The 18,391-nt window shown below is 69.0% G+C and carries 20 protein-coding genes; 12 read left to right on the top strand and 8 right to left on the bottom strand.

The genetic code is table 11. The features are described 5' to 3' along the window. Positions 1-418: 418 nt before the first annotated feature. Entirely contained in the window at positions 419-721 is a 303-nt protein-coding gene (locus tag AC5L36_RS43820) for an amidase family protein (RefSeq protein WP_441224806.1), read from the top strand. Between the two features lie 177 nt (positions 722-898). After that, a complete protein-coding gene (locus AC5L36_RS43815; protein WP_441224804.1) occupies positions 899-1,564 on the top strand; it encodes a response regulator in 666 nt (221 codons plus the stop codon). 237 nt (positions 1,565-1,801) lie between these two features. Here the strand turns inward: AC5L36_RS43815 and AC5L36_RS43810 are convergent, their stop codons facing one another. The 4 genes from AC5L36_RS43810 to AC5L36_RS43795 form a co-directional block, all read right to left on the bottom strand. Continuing rightward, positions 1,802-3,007 carry a monooxygenase gene (locus AC5L36_RS43810; protein ID WP_441224802.1) on the bottom strand — a complete coding sequence of 402 codons (1,206 nt, stop codon included), beginning with the start codon at positions 3,005-3,007 and terminating at the stop codon, positions 1,802-1,804. 488 nt (positions 3,008-3,495) lie between these two features. Then, the gene (locus AC5L36_RS43805; RefSeq protein WP_441224800.1) at positions 3,496-3,729 is read right to left on the bottom strand and encodes a hypothetical protein; all 234 of its coding nucleotides are present in this window, start codon (positions 3,727-3,729) and stop codon (positions 3,496-3,498) included. Continuing rightward, positions 3,726-4,190 carry a hypothetical protein gene (locus AC5L36_RS43800; protein WP_494909876.1) on the bottom strand — a complete coding sequence of 155 codons (465 nt, stop codon included), beginning with the start codon at positions 4,188-4,190 and terminating at the stop codon, positions 3,726-3,728. Before AC5L36_RS43800 ends, AC5L36_RS43805 begins: the two co-directional genes overlap by 4 nt. Positions 4,191-4,333: 143 nt before the next feature. Continuing rightward, the gene (locus tag AC5L36_RS43795) at positions 4,334-4,564 is read right to left on the bottom strand and encodes a ClpX C4-type zinc finger protein (protein ID WP_441224846.1); all 231 of its coding nucleotides are present in this window, start codon (positions 4,562-4,564) and stop codon (positions 4,334-4,336) included. Between the two features lie 131 nt (positions 4,565-4,695). On the opposite strand from AC5L36_RS43795, the gene AC5L36_RS43790 reads away from it, so the two are divergent. From AC5L36_RS43790 to AC5L36_RS43780, 3 genes are all read left to right on the top strand, one after another. Beyond that, positions 4,696-5,403, top strand: coding sequence for a hypothetical protein (locus AC5L36_RS43790; protein ID WP_441224855.1), 708 nt, complete (start codon positions 4,696-4,698; stop codon positions 5,401-5,403). Positions 5,404-5,489: 86 nt separating this feature from the next. Next, positions 5,490-5,663 carry a hypothetical protein gene (locus tag AC5L36_RS43785; RefSeq protein WP_441224798.1) on the top strand — a complete coding sequence of 58 codons (174 nt, stop codon included), beginning with the start codon at positions 5,490-5,492 and terminating at the stop codon, positions 5,661-5,663. Between the two features lie 175 nt (positions 5,664-5,838). Continuing rightward, the gene (locus AC5L36_RS43780; protein WP_441224797.1) at positions 5,839-7,020 is read left to right on the top strand and encodes an NAD(P)/FAD-dependent oxidoreductase; all 1,182 of its coding nucleotides are present in this window, start codon (positions 5,839-5,841) and stop codon (positions 7,018-7,020) included. Positions 7,021-7,209: 189 nt separating this feature from the next. Here the strand turns inward: AC5L36_RS43780 and AC5L36_RS43775 are convergent, their stop codons facing one another. Both AC5L36_RS43775 and AC5L36_RS43770 read right to left on the bottom strand, forming a co-directional pair. After that, positions 7,210-7,659, bottom strand: coding sequence for a VOC family protein (locus AC5L36_RS43775; RefSeq protein WP_441224795.1), 450 nt, complete (start codon positions 7,657-7,659; stop codon positions 7,210-7,212). 119 nt (positions 7,660-7,778) lie between these two features. After that, positions 7,779-8,144 carry a winged helix-turn-helix transcriptional regulator gene (locus AC5L36_RS43770; protein ID WP_441224793.1) on the bottom strand — a complete coding sequence of 122 codons (366 nt, stop codon included), beginning with the start codon at positions 8,142-8,144 and terminating at the stop codon, positions 7,779-7,781. Between the two features lie 139 nt (positions 8,145-8,283). On the opposite strand from AC5L36_RS43770, the gene AC5L36_RS43765 reads away from it, so the two are divergent. The 3 genes from AC5L36_RS43765 (at position 8,284) to AC5L36_RS43755 (ending at position 12,904) form a co-directional block, all read left to right on the top strand. Beyond that, complete coding sequence (locus AC5L36_RS43765; RefSeq protein ID WP_441224791.1) at positions 8,284-9,153, top strand: NAD(P)-dependent oxidoreductase; 870 nt, start codon at positions 8,284-8,286, stop codon at positions 9,151-9,153. Then, positions 9,150-10,040, top strand: coding sequence for an NAD(P)-dependent oxidoreductase (locus AC5L36_RS43760; RefSeq protein ID WP_441224789.1), 891 nt, complete (start codon positions 9,150-9,152; stop codon positions 10,038-10,040). Before AC5L36_RS43765 ends, AC5L36_RS43760 begins: the two co-directional genes overlap by 4 nt. A 266-nt stretch (positions 10,041-10,306) precedes the next feature. Beyond that, positions 10,307-12,904, top strand: a complete 2,598-nt coding sequence (locus AC5L36_RS43755) for a glycoside hydrolase family 44 protein (RefSeq protein WP_441224787.1) — start codon at positions 10,307-10,309, stop codon at positions 12,902-12,904. 61 nt (positions 12,905-12,965) lie between these two features. On the opposite strand, the gene AC5L36_RS43750 is transcribed toward AC5L36_RS43755, so the two are convergent. Both AC5L36_RS43750 and AC5L36_RS43745 read right to left on the bottom strand, forming a co-directional pair. Then, the gene (locus tag AC5L36_RS43750; RefSeq protein WP_441224785.1) at positions 12,966-13,121 is read right to left on the bottom strand and encodes a hypothetical protein; all 156 of its coding nucleotides are present in this window, start codon (positions 13,119-13,121) and stop codon (positions 12,966-12,968) included. A 160-nt stretch (positions 13,122-13,281) separates the two neighbouring features. After that, complete coding sequence (locus tag AC5L36_RS43745) at positions 13,282-13,737, bottom strand: NUDIX domain-containing protein (protein ID WP_441224784.1); 456 nt, start codon at positions 13,735-13,737, stop codon at positions 13,282-13,284. A gap of 321 nt (positions 13,738-14,058) precedes the next feature. Here AC5L36_RS43745 and AC5L36_RS43740 point away from each other — a divergent pair, with 321 nt between their 5' ends. The 4 genes from AC5L36_RS43740 (at position 14,059) to AC5L36_RS43725 (ending at position 17,218) form a co-directional block, all read left to right on the top strand. Next, a complete protein-coding gene (locus tag AC5L36_RS43740) occupies positions 14,059-14,562 on the top strand; it encodes a hypothetical protein (RefSeq protein ID WP_441224782.1) in 504 nt (167 codons plus the stop codon). Positions 14,563-15,147: 585 nt separating this feature from the next. Beyond that, the gene (locus AC5L36_RS43735; protein ID WP_441224780.1) at positions 15,148-15,750 is read left to right on the top strand and encodes a hypothetical protein; all 603 of its coding nucleotides are present in this window, start codon (positions 15,148-15,150) and stop codon (positions 15,748-15,750) included. A 404-nt stretch (positions 15,751-16,154) separates the two neighbouring features. Continuing rightward, positions 16,155-16,367 carry a hypothetical protein gene (locus AC5L36_RS43730; protein WP_441224779.1) on the top strand — a complete coding sequence of 71 codons (213 nt, stop codon included), beginning with the start codon at positions 16,155-16,157 and terminating at the stop codon, positions 16,365-16,367. Positions 16,368-16,858: 491 nt separating this feature from the next. Next, entirely contained in the window at positions 16,859-17,218 is a 360-nt protein-coding gene (locus AC5L36_RS43725; protein WP_441224777.1) for a cellulose binding domain-containing protein, read from the top strand. Positions 17,219-18,391 lie beyond the last annotated feature (1,173 nt).

The following is an 18,391-nucleotide window of genomic DNA, read 5'->3' as shown; positions in this document are numbered from 1 at the left end:
CATACCCGACAGCTCGGACACGGTGTTCTGCCGGTCGCCGGCCGGTCAAGATCCGGTGCGCTCTTCTGCCGCCGATCGGGCGGTACCGGGACTGGTCGACCGGCCGCAAGGGTCGTGTCGTGTGGGCTGGTGCCGTGCCGGGTCTTGGGGCCGATCAGCTCAGCAGCACGGCATCGTCGAGCATGAGCGGAGACCACGTCGCTGCGCCGGTTGTGCCGTGGTTGGGGTCGATGGCTTTGATCACGCGCGTGGCGCGCAGGGCACTCCGTTCAGGGCGAAGCGGTCCGGCATGGCGTACTGAGGTCGACCGGCAGTGACTTGGACGGCATCGGGCTCTGGTCCGCCCGACGGCTCACCGAGGCCCTGCTCGACCGCCGGATTTCCAGCCGGGAACTGCTCGACCTGTACCCGCACCGGATTGAGGCGGCTGAACCCCCCGATCAACGCGGTCGTCACCATCGACGCGGAGCGGGCGCGACGCGATGCGGCCGCGGCCGACGAGGCGCTGATGCGGGGCACGCCACTGGGCCCGCTGCACGGCCTGCCGATGACCACAGAGGACACCCTGGAAGTCGCGGGCATGCGCACCACGTCGGGCGCCGAGGAACTCGCCGACCACCGTCGACCTGAGCCTGGCGGCCGACTACTGCCAGGTCCACATCGTCGTGCACGACAGCGGCCCGCCCGACGACGTACCCGCGCCGGCGGCCAACCGGCCTGAGTGCCGTTTTAACAGTCGTCTCAGGTTCGCTCGGTATGACGTAGGCATCGCCGGGCGACGCGGGTCTCGGCCTCGTCGGCATGGCCGAACCCGCGGCGCTCTACGGCGGTATGGTCAGCGCCGGCCCGCACCGGACGGCGGCTGGACCGTCCACGCGACCCTGAAAGGCAGCCATTCATGATCACTGTGCTCGTGGTGGACGCCCAGCCGCTGCGGCGCTTCGGGTTTCGCATGCTGCTGGAGAGCACCGCCGACACCGAGATCGTCGGCGAGGCCGAGAACGGCGCCGAGGCCGTTCGGCGGATCACCGAGCTGCATCCCGACGTGGTGCTGATGGACATCCGCATGCCGGGCGTCGACGGGATCGAGGCCACCCGGCGCATTGTCGCCGCCGGTGGGCGTTCGCGGATCCTGGTGCTGACGACGTTCGACGTGGACCGGTACGCGCTCGCCGCGCTGCGGGCCGGGGCGAGCGGTTTCCTGCTCAAGGACACCCGCCCGGAGGAGCTGCTCGCCGGCATCCGGGCCGTCGCCGCCGGGGACGCGGTGATCGCGCCGGCGCTGACTCGGCGGCTGCTCGACGCGTTCGCCGACCGGCTCGACGATGACCTCTGCGAGCCCGTGCGGGAGGATCCCCGGCTGGACTCCCTGACCGACCGCGAGCGCGAGATCCTCGTCGCCATCGGCCACGGCCTCACCAACGGCGAGATCGCGCAACGGTTCACGCTGTCGGAGTCGACGGTGAAGACTCACGTCGGGCGGGTCCTGGCCAAGATCGGCGCACGAGACCGGATCCAGGCCGTCATCCTCGCCTACGACCTGCGACTCACCCGGCCGATTTAGCGCTTCATTTCGCGCGTCCGTCGGGGGCGCGACCGTAGTTCCCAGCCGCACCGCTCCGGGCCGATCCGCTCGGCGTGATCGACCGCTCCGCTGCCGGGTCCGCGTGCAGCCGCCCATGTCACCGCCCGTCCGACCGCCACGACGCCGCGCGGGTGTGAGTTCAGTGCGGACGTGTGTGAGCTCAGAGCTGTTTTCGGCTTGTTGACCTCGGTGAGCTCACACACGTTCGACGCGTCGTCAGGACGTGCGGGGGGAGACCGTCATGATGCCAATGCACATCTCGTCGCTGGTGCCGTCGCCCCACACCACGTAGCGCGGCGGCAGCTTGCTCAGCTGCGGCAGCCGTTTGCGCAGCCCCGCGTCGTGCGTACACGTCACCCGCAGCGTGTCCCCCGGACCGATCTCCACCGGCGACGGCAGCTTCACCAGCCGCTGGTTGTCGAAGTCGAACTGCGGCACGTCCAGCACGACCTTGGCGTTCGGCGTGCCCGGGTTGAGTTCTACCTTGATGGCCCGCCCGAGCAGGTGCATGTGGCCGAAACCGGCGAACAGCGTCACCGGCGCCTCCACCTTGTGGTCGCAGGTCTGGGTGTCACCGGGCTTCGGCGCGCTCTGGCCGCACTCCTCCAGCTGCTCGTCCGCCATGTCGCCGACCTCCGGCCCGAACCGCTTCGTCACGTCCGCGATCGAGGCCGCCCGGTCACAGAGCGGACCCGACTCGTCGGCGGCACAGGGCAGGTCGATCGGCGCGTCGAGCGACCACGTGACGAGTTCCCGGGTCTGCGGCGTGCCGTCCGTCAGCCGCAGCCGCACCGCCGAACGGTCCGACCCGGCCGGCTTGCCGTCGGTCGCGAGCAGGTTGTAGTGCATCTGGAGGACGAGCAGGCTGCCCGGCTCCAGCTTGAAGCCGGCGTCCTGGGTGAGCAGCGTCTCCGTGGCACCCGGCGCCCAGGTGTCCACCCACGCCGCGTCCCCCTCTTCTACCTCGGCGCCGTCCACGCCGGTCCCGCCGAAACACTGCCAGCCGAGGCCGGGAGTCTTCGCGTCCTGCTCGCGCACCGCGGCAGCGCCGCCCGGCGGCACCGCGTACACGATGGCGTGGTGCGCGATGGCGACGTTCTCCGGCATGACCTGGGTCCCGGTCAGGAACGCCGCCTTGGTCAGGCCCGGATCGATCACCTGGCACCGGTACTCGTCCGTGCCGCCGCCCTCCGGCGGCGCGGGCGTGTAGGCCTCGGCCATCTTCAGGTCGACGAACCGCTCGCCGGCGCGCAGCGGCTGCGGTGGAGAAAGCGACCCGCCCGCGTGCGCGCTGTGCGAGCCGGCCGCGGCGGGCCCCGCACTTTTGTCGGCGTCCGACCCGCAGGCGGCGACAGCGAACGCCGTCGCCAGCGCCATGGTGGCCGCCCCGAACCTCCGCAGTGGACTGTCAGGTTTCGTCATAGCCTGAACGCTAGGCCCGATTCCATCCTGTTTCGTCGTACCGCGGTCGTCATCCTCGGGAGGGAGGTGGTACCACGGCACTACTCTCCGAAGCGCCGTTCGACACCGCACGAGAATCAAGGGCCAGGGTCACGTGTCGACTCAACCATCGCAACTAACCTCGATCGACACACTCTCATGCCGCAGACAATGCGCGGAGGTTCGAAGTCGGCGCATGGGCCCTGTACTGGGAGAACGCGGTTCCTATTCTGCCACGTATGGCCCATACGAAATGCGGGGTAGGCGCGGTCCGAAGCGCGGAGGCGGACGCGGGCTGGACGCTGTCCAGACGCGCGGCTCGCAAGGGCCGTGCAAACCGGCTCTGAAAGGGCGTTCAACGGCACTGACCTGCTCGCAACGGCATACCGAGATTCGGGTAACGAGCTGTTCGGCGCTGGACGGATGGTGCGGTCGAGCGGCATCAGTCACCGGCGACTCCCCGGGTAGCTTCAATCGAAGCGGAACTCGCCGTCATCCCGTACGAAGATCTCCGCGTCCACCCAGCGCTGTTCGGTGTCCGACACCGTGCGGAGGTACTGGCACGAGTATCCGGTCTTCCCCTTGTCGGCCAGCCAGATCTCCGGGAGCTTGTCGCACCGCACCTCGCGCGACATGTCGCGGTAGTGCAGCCAGGCGTCGTTGTACAGCCGCTTTGCGGTCAGTATGCGCTTACGGGGAGTCACGTGTAGTGGATCACACGATCGCCCGGCTGGTAGTCGTGCTCGATGACCACGTTCCAATCCACCCGCAGGCCGCGGAAGACAACGGTGCACCAGGTGCTCGCCATGGGCGCCAGCTTGATCTTGCCACCGGCACAGGTGGCTGTGGTGATCTTCCCCGGGACATCTCCCATGTGGAGTGTCTTCTCCTGCAGTTCGGGCAGCACCTGTTCGGTGAACGAGACGCCCGGGCCCGACTTGCCCGGCACGGCCGCTTCGATCTGATCCTGGGTCAGCAGACCGGCCTGCGGTCCGGTGATCTTCACAGGACGCTCCCGGCCCTCCACGACCGGAGAGGGCGGCGGGCCGGCGGTGGCGGGACTCGTCGCCGCGCCCGCGTCCGGGGTGCCCGGGTCGCAGGCGCCGCCGGCGGCTACGACCACCACGCCGACCAACACGCGCAGGAACGCGGACGGGATCGCCATGGCACCGATCGTATCCACCGTTTCGATGCGTAACGTCCTGCAACCGCGACCACGGCGGCGCCGGGCCCCGGCCTTTCCAGCCGCTCTTCCTCGTTCACCGCCGCGGCGGCCGTCCCCGAGGGTGGACTTGTCGGCCGGGGCCCTCAAGCTGCGGAATGCTGGCGTTCGAGGATCTCGTGGGCCAGCGCGACGCATGCGCCGCAGATGGCCACACCAGGACCTTTGACGAGTTGGCCGCCGGCCGGGCTTGGTCGGCCGCAGAACGAACAGTCCGGCTGGGCTGGTGGGCGGCGTTTCCACCAGCGGGCCGGCCGGGGTCGGGTTGACCGTGATGTAGCGGTGCAGTTCGCCTTTGATCGCGGCGATGTTGACACCGAGGTCGTTGAGCACGCGGCGGGCGCGGCTGCCGGGGTCCCGCGCGAGTGCGCGTTGGCACGGAGTCCGCGTTGATAAGTTGCCTCGATGGGCGTGACCTGGCTCCTGGTGCTGGTGGCAGGATGTCGTGGTGCATCCAGAGCTGTCGGGTGATCGCTCGTGGTTATTCGACCTCGTGTGTGAGGACGAGCATCGGCGTGCGGCTGTGTTGACGCGGCACCGGGAGTCGCTGGAGGCGGCCGGTGCGGCGCTGCACCGGTTGAATGCGGCGCGGGCGCGGGCCGGCTCCTGGGCGCCGGAGCAGGCGCACCTGTCAGCGGAGATGGACCAGGCGCGTGCGGCGATGGGCTGGAATCTTGACCAAACCCTGTGCGGGCCGGTCGCCGCGTTCACCGGCCTGCATCCGAGCGGCTCGGTCGCCCACGTGGTGTATGCGCCGTTCGCGGTGCTGTTTCTGCGGTGGGAGGCGCGGTACCCCGTCGAGTGGCGAGAGCCGGGCTCGTGGTGGCATTCGCCCTGGACGACCAAGGCCGCGGTCCTGGAGCGGTTCGCCGCCGAGGGTGTCCCCGACGAAGTGCTAACGGACCTGACCGGCCTGGTCGCGGCCGCGGTCCGGCGCCCGTACCGATGCAAGGACTGGCATTACGCCGGCCTCGTCAGGCATATCCCCGATGCTCTGCTGCGCGGGACGCTTGCACCTATGGTCGATGCCGTCGACCCGCTTACGCGGTTGCGCGTTCAGTTCCTGGTGGACCTTCTTGACGATCCCGGGCAGCGTGTGACTCGGAGGACTTGGCGAAGGTGGCTTGCCACGGGTCGGAACAATGGCCTTTCCTGAGCCGCAACCGTCACAACCGGGCTGCGCGGCTTGGGCGGACAGTATCCGGATCTGCCGCGACCCGCGCGGCTGCTGCCCTGGTCGACGTGGACCGGCGGACACGGATCTTGAACTGCTGGTGCCTGGGCGGGCAACGTGAGGAAGACCGGCACGTCTACGAGGTATTTCCTCCGCGCCAGGGCCGGTACGTGGGGCTTGTGACCCGGACCGGCGAAGGCGAGGGCTACGTCAGGTTCGTCAACCAGCCCGAGGGCCGCTAGGCCGATCGAGAGGTCTGGCTTACCGTGAACTCGTCGACAAGATCGGCTTCGTGCACCGAGGAATCGTGCGCGGGACCGAGTGTCACGGTTTCAGGTGTGGCGGGGGTGTGAAGGTACCGGGCGGGTTGTGTGCCGGTCGTGGCGCGGCCGGGCGTCGCCTCCTACCGTCGCGGGTGTGCGGACCGTTGACGTACTGGTCGTGGGTGCCGGCCTGGCTGGGTTGCACACCGGCCGCCTGCTGGCGGCGCAGGGCTTGGATGTGCTGGTGGTCGACCGCCGTAGGTCGCTGTCGGCCGGCATCCGTACGACGGGGATCTTCGTGCGCCGCACCTTCGACGACTTCGACCTGCCGGACCACCTGCTCGGCCCCGGTGTCCGGGACATGCTGTTGTATCCGCCGTCCCGGCGGGCGCCGATCCGGCTCACCAGCGACCGGGACGAGTACCGGGTGGCCGACATGGCGGCCGTCTACCAGCACGCGCACCGCGCGGCGCAGTCGGCCGGGGCGCGGGTCCTGCTCGGAGTGCGGTACACCGGCGGGTCGGCGGGCCTGGTGCGGTTCGCGGACGCGGAGCCGGTGACCGCGCGGTTCGTCGTCGGCGCGGACGGCGCCCGCTCCCGCGTGGCCCGCGAGCTCGGCCTCGACGTCAACCGGCGCTTCCTCGTCGGTGCCGAGATCGTCCACCCGATCGCGCCGGGCACGACCCTCCCGGCGTTCCACTGTGTACTCGACCCCCGGTTCGCCCCCGGGTACCTGGGCTGGGTCATCGACGACGGCCGGCACGCGCACGTCGGCGTCGCCGGATATCCGCACGCGATGCGCACCGGCATCCGCCACCTGCTGGACGCGTTCACAGTGGACGCTCCCGGCCGGGCGGCGCCGAGCGGCCCGATCGAGCGCCGGGCGGGTCCGATCCCGATCGGCGGTGTGCTGCGGCGGCTGGCGTGCCCCGCCGGGCTGCTCGTCGGCGACGCGGCGGGCGCGGTGTCGCCGCTGACGGCCGGCGGGTTGGACCCCTGCCTGCGCATGTCCGAGCTGGCCGCGGCGGTGGCCGCCGCCTACCTGCGCACCGGCGACCAGCGAGTGTTGGACCGGTACTCGGGGGACGCGCTGCGGGCCCGATTTCGCGGCCGGCTGCTGTTGCGCCGCGCCTTCGCCGGCATCCGATCCCCCGCCGCGGCGGAAGCGGCGGTGGCCCTGCTGCGCGGCCGTGCCGGTCGTGCGATGGCGGCGCGGATCCTGTTTGGCGACCGCTCGTTTCCCACGGTCGACCCACGGCTCAGCGACGGTCCAGTTCGTGCAGTGCCCGGTCGCTCATCGCGCAACGGACTCGGCACCCCGCCCTCCCTGTCGTAGTCGAGTGGGTAGACCTCTATCTCGTGCTCCGATTTCAGTCGGTCGTTCGGTAGTGGTACGCGCATTTCGGGTTCCCGGTGACCCATATGGTGACGTTGTGTGCTGGCTACCGGCCGACGCTGCACGCCTAGGTCCATCCGTCGTACCCTCGGCCGCGTCTGGGCAAGAGCCGGCGACGTGGTTGTGTGTTCATGGGTTGACGGTGACGCCGCCCCATTCTTCCGGCGCCACGTCGCGCATGGTCTGCGTGAACTGCCAGCGGTGCCCGCCGAGATCCTCGACCGTGCACTCGCGTTCGCCGTACTCGTACTCGGTCGGTTCCTGCAAGACCGTGGCGCCGTGCGCCTGCGCGCGTTCGAGATAGGCGTTCACATCAGGCACGCGGACCTTGATGACATGGGTGACGATGCCCGGCTGCGGGGGCTGTTGCTCGCGGCGCGCATCGGTGACGATCACCGCACCGTCGTCGCCGATACGCAGTTGCGACCGGTGGTCCTCGCCGATGCGGACGCGCTCGACGAAGCCGAATGCCTCGGTGAGCCAGGCGACGGCGGCTCGGACGTCGGGATACACGAGTACCGGGATGACGGTTGCGGACGGGATCGACCGGTTGGCAATCATCAGGCCATCGTTGCGCACACCTTCCAGGGTGTTGGGATTGCCTCGCCCGGTGATTGCGGGGCGTGGAGGGTGCGGCGGCGGTGGTCAGCGAGGGCGCGTAGACGTGCCCCAGGTGCTCACTGGGCTCGAGGCGATTTCTACGACGCCTGGTCGATGAGCTCGCCGCCCGCGGCAAGGCGCATGGAACGCTTCGTCCCCCACTCGCCCAGCGGGCGCAGGGCCTCGTTGAGCGACTTACCGTCTTTGGTCAGCGAATACTCGACCCGGGGCGGGACCTCGCGGTAGACCTCGCGGTGGATCAGCCCGTCCTCCTCCATCTCGCGAAGGTGTTGGATGAGCATCTTCTCGCTGACGCCCGGCAGCCCGCGCCTGAGCTCGCCGAAGCGGCGGGTGCCGTAGTTGTTTAGCTCCCATAGGATCAGCGACTTCCACTTTCCGGAAACCACGTCCATCGCGGCGTCGATCCCGCAGATGTACGGCCCGCGCCTGATGCTTGACGTCATCGGACCTCCCAGGTCAAGCCCATCCTTACCAGAAGGTAAGTATTGAACAAATTAGTAGGTACTTGTCAACACGAATGTACGCGCCAGAGGATGGCGATCGGCGCGCCACCACTTCACGGGCGAGGCGAAGGAGTATCCAATGACCACCAGCACCACGTTCCTGGGACTGGGAGCGATGGGCAGTGCGCTCGCTGCGGCAGCTCTCGACGCCGGACGGCCCACCGTCGTGTGGAACCGCACCCGGCGCCGCGCAGCGGCCCTCGGCGAGCGCGGCGCCACTGTCGCTGGCGGCGTCGAGGAGGCGGTCGCCGGCGACGGCGTGATCGTCGCCTGCCTGTTGGACCACCGGTCGGTACACGGCGTGCTCGATCCGGTCGCCGGCAACCTGTCCGGACGTACCGTGATCAACCTGACCACCACTACGCCCAACGAGTCGCGGGAGCTCGCCGCGTGGGCCGCCGAGCGGGGCATCACCTTCCTCGATGGCGCGATCCTGGCCGTGCCGGAGATGATCGGCGGCGCCGGTTCGGTGATCTTCTACAGCGGCTCGGCGATCGCCTTCGAGCAGCACCGGGCGCTGCTCGACCGCTGGGGTGAGAGCACGTACCTGGGGCCGGATGCCGGCATGGCCTCGCTCTACGACATGGCGATGCTCACCGGCATGTACACGATGTTCGCCGGCTTCATGCACGGCGCGGCGATGGTCGGCACCGCGGGCGTGCCGGCGACCGAGTTCGCCGAGCGGCAGGCGGCCTTCCTGGCCGCCATGACCGGTGGGCTCGCCGGTTTGGCCGCCATCATCGACGCCAAGGACTACACCGGCGAGGGCCAGCAGAGCCTGCGGTTCACCGAGACAGCGCTCGCCGCGCTGATGCGGGCCAGCAACGACGCGGGCGTCGACGCCGAGGTGCTGAAGCCCGTACACGACATCGTCCGCCGGCAGATCGCCGCGGGGTTCGGCGAGGAGGGCACCGCCCGCATGTTCGAGGAACTGAGGAGCACCCGATGAGCGCCACCAACGACCGCGAACCGGTCACGGTCATCGGCCTCGGCCCGATGGGGCGAGCGATGGCCGCCGCCATGATGCGGGCCGGGCACCCGGTCACGGTGTGGAACCGCACGCCGGGTCGCGCTGACGGCCTCGTCGCCCAAGGAGCCACACGGGCGGCCTCGCCCGCGGCCGCCGTCGCCGGCGGCGAGCTGATCGTCCTCAGCCTCACCGACTACCCGGCGATGTACGACATCCTCGGCCCGGTCGCGGGTCTCCTCGCCGGCAAGACACTGGTGAACCTCAGCTCCGACACGCCCGACGCATCCCGCGAGGCAGCGCAGTGGGCCGCCAAACACGGCGCGGCGTTCGTCACGGGTGGGGTGATGGTGCCCGCTCCCGCGGTCGGCGGGCCGGGTGCGTACGTCTTCTACAGCGGACCCCAGGACGTCTTCGCCCTGCACGAGCCGGCGCTGAAGGTGATCGGCGAGCCCAAGTACCTCGGTGCCGATCCCGGGCTGGCCCAGCTCTTCTACCAGGCTCATCTCGACGTCTTCCTCACCGCCCTGTCCAGCCTCCTGCACGCCACGGCGCTCGTTACGGCGGCCGGCGTGCCGGCGGCCGAGTTCCTCCCCGGCGCACTGGACACCCTCACCGGCATCCCGACGATGATCGGCGACGGGCTGGAGCTGGCCCGCGAGCTGGAGGCCGGCGAACACCCAGGCGACCTCAGCACGGCACTGATGATGGGCGCGACCGCCGACCACATCCTGCGGACCAGTACGCAGGCCGGCGTCGACATCGAGCTGCCCACAGCGGTCAAGTCACACTACGACCGGGCAATCGCCGCCGGCCACGGCACCAGAAACTGGACCGCTCTCTACGAGGTGATCAAGGCCGGCGGGTAGGTAGCTCAAAAGCCCAGCGCCCGCCCCGCCGACCACCGGGAGGCGCAGCTCGCTCTCGCTCGGCGCCAGGGCCAGCCGCCGCACCATCGCCCTGGACCGCGCGACCGTCCGCCTCCTGCGTGCGCACACCGGCGTATGCAGCAGGCCGAACGCGTCGCGGTCATTGACCGTCATATATGAACTGGGTACTGTTCGGACGCCGGGCCCGGTCACCTCGTGGAGCGCCCCTAGCGCACCATGCGTTCATTTCATCGTGAGGATCTGGCATGCCCCGTCGAACCCCACCGGTCCGTACCCTGGTCGCCCTCGCGGCCGTACCCCTGCTGGCGGCCGGCGCCGTTGCCCTGCCGGCGACCCCCGCGGCGGCCGCCGCCGGCCCCAGCCTGACCATCGACCTCGCCGCGCCCCGCCACCCGATCAGCCCGGAGATCTACGGCATCAACGGTGCCGGCGAGGCGCTCGCCGAGGAGCTGCGGCTGCCCGTCCGGCGTTGGGGCGGCAACGCGACGACCCGGTACGACTTCGCCACCGATACCACGAACCGCGGCGCGGACTGGTTCTTCGAGAACGTGCCCGGCTCGGCGGACCCGGCCGACCTGCCGAACGGCTCGGAGACCGACGTCTTCGTGGAGCAGGACCGGCGCACCGGCACCGACACGATCTTGACCGTGCCGCTGATCGGCTGGAAGCCGAAGGCCCGCGACTACAGCTGCGGGTTCAGCATTGCCAAGTACGGGCCGCAGCGGCGCAACGACGCCGAATGGCGGCCGGACTGCGGCGACGGTGTGAAGCCGGACGGCACGTTCGTGACGGGGAACGACCCGCGCGACACCAGCGTCGAGGCCGGCGCCGACTACGTGACCGACTGGCTGGAGCACCTGACCGGCAAGTACGGCACGGCCGACGGGGGCGGCGTGCGCTTCTACAACCTTGACAACGAGCCGGACATCTGGCACTCGACGCACCGCGACGTGCACCCGGCCGGCACATCGTACGACGAGATTCGCGACCGCACGGTCGAGATCGCCGGCGCCGTCAAGGCCGCCGACCCCGCCGCACAGACCCTCGGCCCGGTCGGCTGGGGCTGGAACTCGCTGTTCATGTCCGGCCATGACCAGGAGACCTGCAACCGGCTCGGCGGCACCTGTTGGAGCAACCCGCCGGACCGGGCGGCGCACGGCGGCGAGCCGTTCGGCGAGTGGTACCTTGCCCAGCTGCGGGCGTACGAGCAGGAGCACGGCGTGCGGCTACTCGACTACTTCGACAACCACTGGTACCCGCAGGGCTCCGGGGTCGCGTTCGGCAACGGGAGCGACCCCGCGACCAACGCGCTGCGGCTGCGCTCCACCCGCAACCTGTGGGACCCGGCGTACGTCGACGAGAGCTGGATCAACGACACCACCCGACTCGTCCCGCGGATGAAGGAGATGGTGGCGGAGAACTACCCCGGCACGAAGACGGCCATCACCGAGTACAACTGGGGCGCGCTGGACCACATCAACGGCGCGCTCGCCCAGGCCGACGTGCTCGGCATCTTCGGCCGCGAGGGGCTGGACCTGGCCACCCTGTGGGCCGGCCCGGACGCCGACGACCCCGGCGCGTACGCGTTCCGCATGTTCCGCGACTACGACGGCCAGGGTGGTCAGTTCGGCAACACCAGCGTGAAGGCGGTCAGCGGCGATCAGGACAAGCTCTCCGTGTACGCCGCCCAGACGCCCGGCCAGCCGCTCACCGTCGTCGTCGTCAACAAGACCGGCGAGGACCTGAACAGCGCGATCCGGCTCGCCGCCGGCGACCTCAACAGCGCGGTCACCGCGTACCAGTACTCGGCCGCCGACCTCGACACCATCACAAGCACGACGTTCCAGACGATGCCCAGGCCGCCGTGCGTGGACTGCGGCGCGGTCGACCCGACGCTGGCGGGCCGGTTCCCGGCGAACTCCATCACCACGTTCGTGGCCGACGTGGCCCGCGACACCGAGCCGCCGACCACGCCGGGTCCGGCGGAGGTGCGCGACGTCAACTCGACCGGGTTCACCATCGACTGGCCGATGTCGAGTGACAACGTCGGGGTCGACGAGTACGAGATCAGCCTGTGGAACGGCAAGGTGGAGGTCGGCACGGTCACCAGCGTGTCCTCGATCTACCGGTTCACCGGGCTGACGCGCGGCGAGCCGTACCACTTCTTCATCCGGGCCAAGGACCCAGCCGGCAATTACTCGGGGGAACGATCCGGCGGGCCGGTGAAGCTGCCGTTCAGCGACGACGCGCCGCCGACCGCGCCGGGCACGCCGGTGGCATCGGCGCTGACCCCGACCAGCGTCACCCTCACCTGGCCGGCGGGCACCGACGACGTCGGGGTGGCCCGGTACGAGGTGGTGATGGTCGTCGGCGATGTGGTCAGCCGCGCGGGCAACACGAACGGCGCGACCACGTTGACGGTCACTGGCCTGACCCCGCGCCGGACGTACGGGTTCGCCGTGCGCGCCCTCGACACGGCCGGGCAGAGCGGCCCGCTGTCCCCGTTCGTCGACGTGACGACGCCGCCGGCCGAGTCGGCGCCGTGCATGGCCGCGTACCGGGTGGTCTCGCAGTGGCCGGGCGGCTTCCACGCCGAGGTGACGGTGCGCAACATGGGCACCACCATGATGAACGCGTGGACCGTGTCCTGGACGTACACGGCCGGCCAGCGGGTCGACCGCGTGTGGAACGGGACGTTGACGACCGGCGCGGCGGGCGCGGTCAGCGTCCACAACGTGGTCTGGAACGGCGCGATCCCGCCCGGCCGGTCCACAGTGTTCGGGATGACCGGCACCTGGCAGGGCACCAACCCAGCGCCGGCGCCAACCTGCGCCAGCCCATGACAGTGCTCACCTGAGCAGAGCGTCCTCGTACCCGGCAGACCGGGTACGAGGACGCCCTCCTTCACCCAGCCGGCTCAGTCCGCCGGTTCGAAGCGGGCCATGAATGCCGCACCGCCGGCGGCTCGGCCACGATCCGGTAGCCGAGCAGGTCCGCCACGTACTCGCAGACCTCGATGACATAGTCGAGGTGGTTCTGCGTGTACGTGCGGCGCTGCACCGCGAGCGCTCGCGCTCTCAGGCCAGCTCGGCCTCCGAGACGTCGTTCTCGCCGGCGTGGTCGTCTTTAGCCGCGCTTGGTTGAGAATGCAGGCAGCCGTTGTCGGCCTTCTCGCCGGGCCGCTCCTCCAAGGCGCCGTAGCGGTCGTGGTGGTCAGTCTTCAGCGACGCGATGGCGCGATGACCCCGATGGGACCGGCCCTGGTCACCGGCCGGTCAGGCTCAGGCAGGGAACGAAGCAATGCCGGCAGGGCGCCAAACACGAGGGGGAGGCCGCCCAGCTCGCTGATCCCGACCCATGCGATGTCGTCATGCTCCTCAGGTGCACGGTTGGTGGGAGAGCCGACCCAGTCTCTGATTTGCCAGACGCCCACGTGGACGGCGTCCTCGCCACTGCCGGCATGCAGGTCGCCCAACCGTGACGAGGACTCCGCCACAATGTGAACCCCTAGCTCCTCGTGCATCTCACGCGCGAGGGTCTGTAGTTCCGACTCACCCGCTTCGACGTGCCCCCCGGGCAGATCCCAGAGATCCGGGTATGCCCGGCGGTTCGGGCTGCGGTGTACCAGCAGGACCGCGCCGCTCTCCACGAGTGCGCCGCAGACGACGACATGCATGACGGGATTAGAGCACAGGGATAGGACGAGCTCGCTCCGGCCAGAGGGCACGCGCAGACATCCGGCTCTGCCGCTGGTCGGGTGTGCGCGCGGGTTCACCTGTGGCAGTCGCCTCGTCCGACGCCCCGACGGCGCCACGTACCTCGGTGCGGACCAACCGGCTGTCGAACCTTCAGCTGCCTCGGCAACTGAGAGAGTCGGCGCCTTACCGGTAAATCGTTTATGACAGTCGCGGCGCAGATCCCGGACGCCAACGCCTGGACTCCACTTATAAGTAAGAGTGTCCCTGGCAGCACACCGGCGCGTCCATTGCACCGGCTGATGGACACCGGCCGCATCGACCAGAACCATCGCGCATCGGTGAACATCTGCACCGCAGTTTGGGGTGCTGGGTACGCCGAAGGCGGACTGCAATGTGATGAGTATCCGTTCAAATCGACGTACGAAGGCTCGCACACCTCCACAGTTGGCGCCGGCGACGTAAGTGCCGGGCCCTGTGGGGCGCCTGGCCCAGCCGCACCGGTGGTCAGCGAGTCACCACCTGAAGACGCGGCAGCCTGGACAAGTGTCACCGGGCTGCACCTGGAATGTCCAACCGGCGAGCTACAGATGGGCGACGTCACCGGAAAAGCGGTCCTCGCGACAATGCCGACCGGAGCGGGCCAGTACACAATGGACGTCCACCACAAGGGTAGGGACGAAGCCTCGAGCCGGCTGCTGGAGTTGCAGCATGCCCGCCAAGGAGACCCCGTCACCCTCGACGAGCTTGAGCCCTTAGCCGCGATCGAGCAGTACCACCTCGTGATCCGCCCAGCTCCCGCCTGAGCCGAACCACGGGTCGCAATGACGAACACACTGCGCGTCGCCACCCGGCAAAGCACCCGAGCCCACCACCAGCACCCGACCCGCCGGACCGCCAGCGACGCACCATGACGCCCTCAGCCGCTGGCCAGGGCGCGGACGAGCCGGACATGAGTCAAGGCCCACACCGCCGCGAGGACCAGCCCGAACGCACCGACCATCGGGTACGGCCAATCCTGCGCCGTCTGCCGCGATCGGCGCGGCCCTTAAGCGCAACTTCGGTGCACGCTCATGCCGCTATCCGCTCGTCACCGACGGCGAGGGCGGGCGCTGCTCCGGATCTTGTTGGGGCTTCCCTGCTCTGGAAGGATTGGTGGCATGAAAGCGGTCGACGGCATGGTCGGCTACGTCCGCCACCGTGGAGGATCTCCCGTCCAGTCGGGGCTGTAGCCCGATCGCTGTACCGATATGGTGAAGTGGGCTCGATGGTTCGGAGTTCGGCGGCGCTCTTCGATGATGCTCGGGACGGATCCTACCCAGGCGAGAGTGAGGTTGCTCCCGGTGCAAAGCGCAGAAGGTCGTCAGGCGCCTGGGGTATCCGGGAAGATCGTGACTCGGCGAGTCACGCCGGCCGGCTTCATCCTCGCCCTTCTGCTGTTTCTTTTCCTGCCCTTCGCGGCCGCGTCGTGTGACGTACCCGCAGATAGCAGCACGGCGGCGGGCACGATTGAGATGTCCCTGACCGGGGCGGATCTCATCGCATCCCGTGAACGGCTCGACACGACCGGGGGGCTTGCCCTCACCCCCGCTCAGCAGTCACGCGCGACAGCGGGGTTCCATATGACGACGGTTGTGCAGATCCTTGCGATCCTCGCAGCGGCGGCGATGGTCGTGGGTGCGGCGACCGCATTAGCCCGGACCGTCCGCGTGCGCGCTGTCGCGGCTCTTGTCGCGGCCGGCGGCGCCATCGTTGTGCTGGCCGTTACCGAGTACCTGACCGTTGAGCGGCTCACCGAATTGGCCGAATACGTTCTGCTCCTTGGCACCTACTTGCCTCAGGTTGAGGGCAAGGACCTGGATGGGCGAATCGGTGAGGTGGTCCACATCGGGCTGGGTTTCTGGCTAGCGGTAGCCCTCCTCGTGTTGATCATCGCGGTCAACGTCGTCGTGCTGGTGGGCAGCCGCCGTCGTTCGCCAGCAGGCCTCAGTTAGGGCAGGTCGGCCAAGATCCGCCGACTTTCAGGTGTCGGCGGAGAGGGTGCTACGGAGCTGGCGTACGGCGCTGGAGCTACGGCACTATCCGGTATCGGCGGGGCTGCCGACGCTGGCAGTGTTCGCAGAGGTGAGCGGGACGCAGCCCGGGGCAGGAGTTCCTGTTCCGGTCAGATGGGCTCGTGGTTGCCGAGGCGAACGCGGTTCTTGGGTCGCCGCGGATGACCAGCCGGTCGGCTGGCACCCGAGACAGGTATCGCCGTGGGTTAGGTACATGGTTGGGTATCTGGACGCGGTGCGTCGGTCGTGGTCGCAGGCCAGCGAGGCCGACCACCGCCCGTGTCTGTGGTGCGTCTTCGCCGAGCGCCGCCGACAGCACCGCGTGCAGCCGGCCGACGTCGTCCATGGTCAATGCCGCGATGGTGGTTTCTCAGCAGCGCGATGCTGCCGGTCACGGCATCACGGCTGAAGGTTTCGAAGTCCTCGCGTATCGGATAAGCCCGGTCACCGACGTCCAGCTCCTGCACGGACTCGACGAACCGGACGAAGACACCGCCGTGATCGGTGAACGTGTTCGCGATGATGCGGTAGCCCGGCGCGAGCAGCGAGTCGTGTAGCCCTTCCGCGGTGAGCAGCGCCTCGAGTCGGGCGGCGTGCGCCTGCTCCTTTGTGGCCAGCCAAAGGCCCTCCACCTTTCCGACCGCGTCACGTACCCGGCACGCGGTCGACGTCCGCGCAGATCCTTCGGACAAGGGTATCTTGAGCAGCCAGCGACGTGGCCGGCCACCGCAAACACGGCCACGTCGCCCCAACAACGCACGGATCTGCCGATGACAGTGTGTCGAGATTTGCGATTGCCATTCGGTCGATTTGTCGACATCTCGCTCGAAAAGCAACCGCCTGGCGCACTGGACGCGCCGCTTTCCCGCTGGATGGTCTGGGCCGGACGAGCCTCGCGTCAGGTCCGGTCCAGTTCTGCCTAGCTCCCGCGAAGCGAACACGAAGCCGCTCGGACATTGACGAAGGTCTGTTCCGTAGTGGATTGTTTGCTCATACGTATCTATGTATGGGGGACAAGATGGGTTACCGGACAAGACTCCTCGCATTCGTGGCTGGGCTGCTCGCCGCGCTCGCGTTCGCCGCGCCAGCCGCCGCTCAGACCACCACCACTTCGCCCGCGCCGCACTGCGAGGTCGAGCTCCTCAGCGTGGTCGTGTGGAGCAGCGGTCATGCGGCGACGATCCGCATCAAGAACGTCTCCGACGTGCCGGTCACCGCGCATGTGGCGATTCAGATCCCGCCGCCCGGCGTCATCGTCCAGGTGTGGAACGCCACCGCCACCGTCAGCGGCACCACCACGTGGCTCCGGCCGTCGGTACCGGTCCTGCCGCCTGGCCGAGAGATCTACATCCCGTACGTCGCGACGGGCCAGTACGTTCCGCCGAACGTCTTCTGCCAGCCGGCCTAGCGCGTCGCGAGGTCGCCCGCGGCCACCGGGCGCAGGGCATCCGGCGCAAATTGTGCAGCGCCAGTCGCAATATCTGGCTCACTCATTCGCCGCGAGTAGTGGAGGTTCGAGATTCGGGCTGGCCGCCGCCCCGACGCGTCAGGGCGGCGGCCCAATCGCAGTTGGCCGAATTTGTCGAGTTGGTGATCCTGAGCGACAGGTTCGGATCACCGAGACTGTGAGGACCAGACGGTATGTACCGTGGGCGGTGGTGTGGGCTCTACCCTCATGCCATGTCGCTGGTTGATCCTTCACGCTTGCATCGGGCGGGCTACGCGACCGGGTGCCTGCTTGGTCTGGTGATCGTTGCCGCAGCGTGCGTGAGTCGGACCGGCGACATCCCTTATCCGCCGCAGGCCTCGCCGGAGGCTCGGTCATCCGCTGTGCTGTCGACGGCGTCAGGGCGACCCGCAGCCACGGCAACGCCCGCGGTCACACGAACGGCGGCGGTATCGCCGGCTTTGCCGACGTTGGTCACGCGGTCGACGGCGCCGCCCCAGCGCCCAGCGGTCATTCGTTCGGTTCGAGCCGTACCGGCCACTATCGATCCCCTCGCCTGTATACCTCCCAGCCCGCCAGAGCAGCCTCTGGTGGTAGTGCGGGTTGACCGCGCCGGCCGTGCTCCGGGCTCGGTTGCCGTGCGCCTGATGTACGGCGTCGGCGGCAGCCCTGGCTACGAGGGCGAAGCTTGGATGAAGTACGACGCCGGCCGTCAGGCCTACGTGTACACGCTGCCGCCCGTGACCCGGGAGAAGGTCGGGGACCGGGCGGCGGGAATTTCCCTCCACGCCGCTCTGCGGTTTGATTCACCCACTCGGATGCCGCCGCCGACCAATGCTTTCATCCCATTCCCGAGTTACTGCCTGACCGCCCCTTGACATATGGCAGCCCTGAACCCGACACATCGCCACACCAACGCCCTGATTTGCCGAGAACAGTGCGTCTCAGTGAAAAAATGTTATGTGGTGGCGGGTCCGAGTCTATGGAGCAGAGTTGATGCTGTTTAGCAGGCGGCGGATGTCTTTGCGGGACTGGATTCGTACGAACGTCAGGTGGCGCCAGAGGGGGTCGTTGGCCATGGCTAGGTATCGATCCCGGTAGACCGAGTGCCGGTGCCAGGCCCATAGGATGACG

This window comes from Phytohabitans sp. LZ39, assembly GCF_059359075.1.
This window is presented reverse-complemented; position numbering and strand designations above follow the sequence as displayed.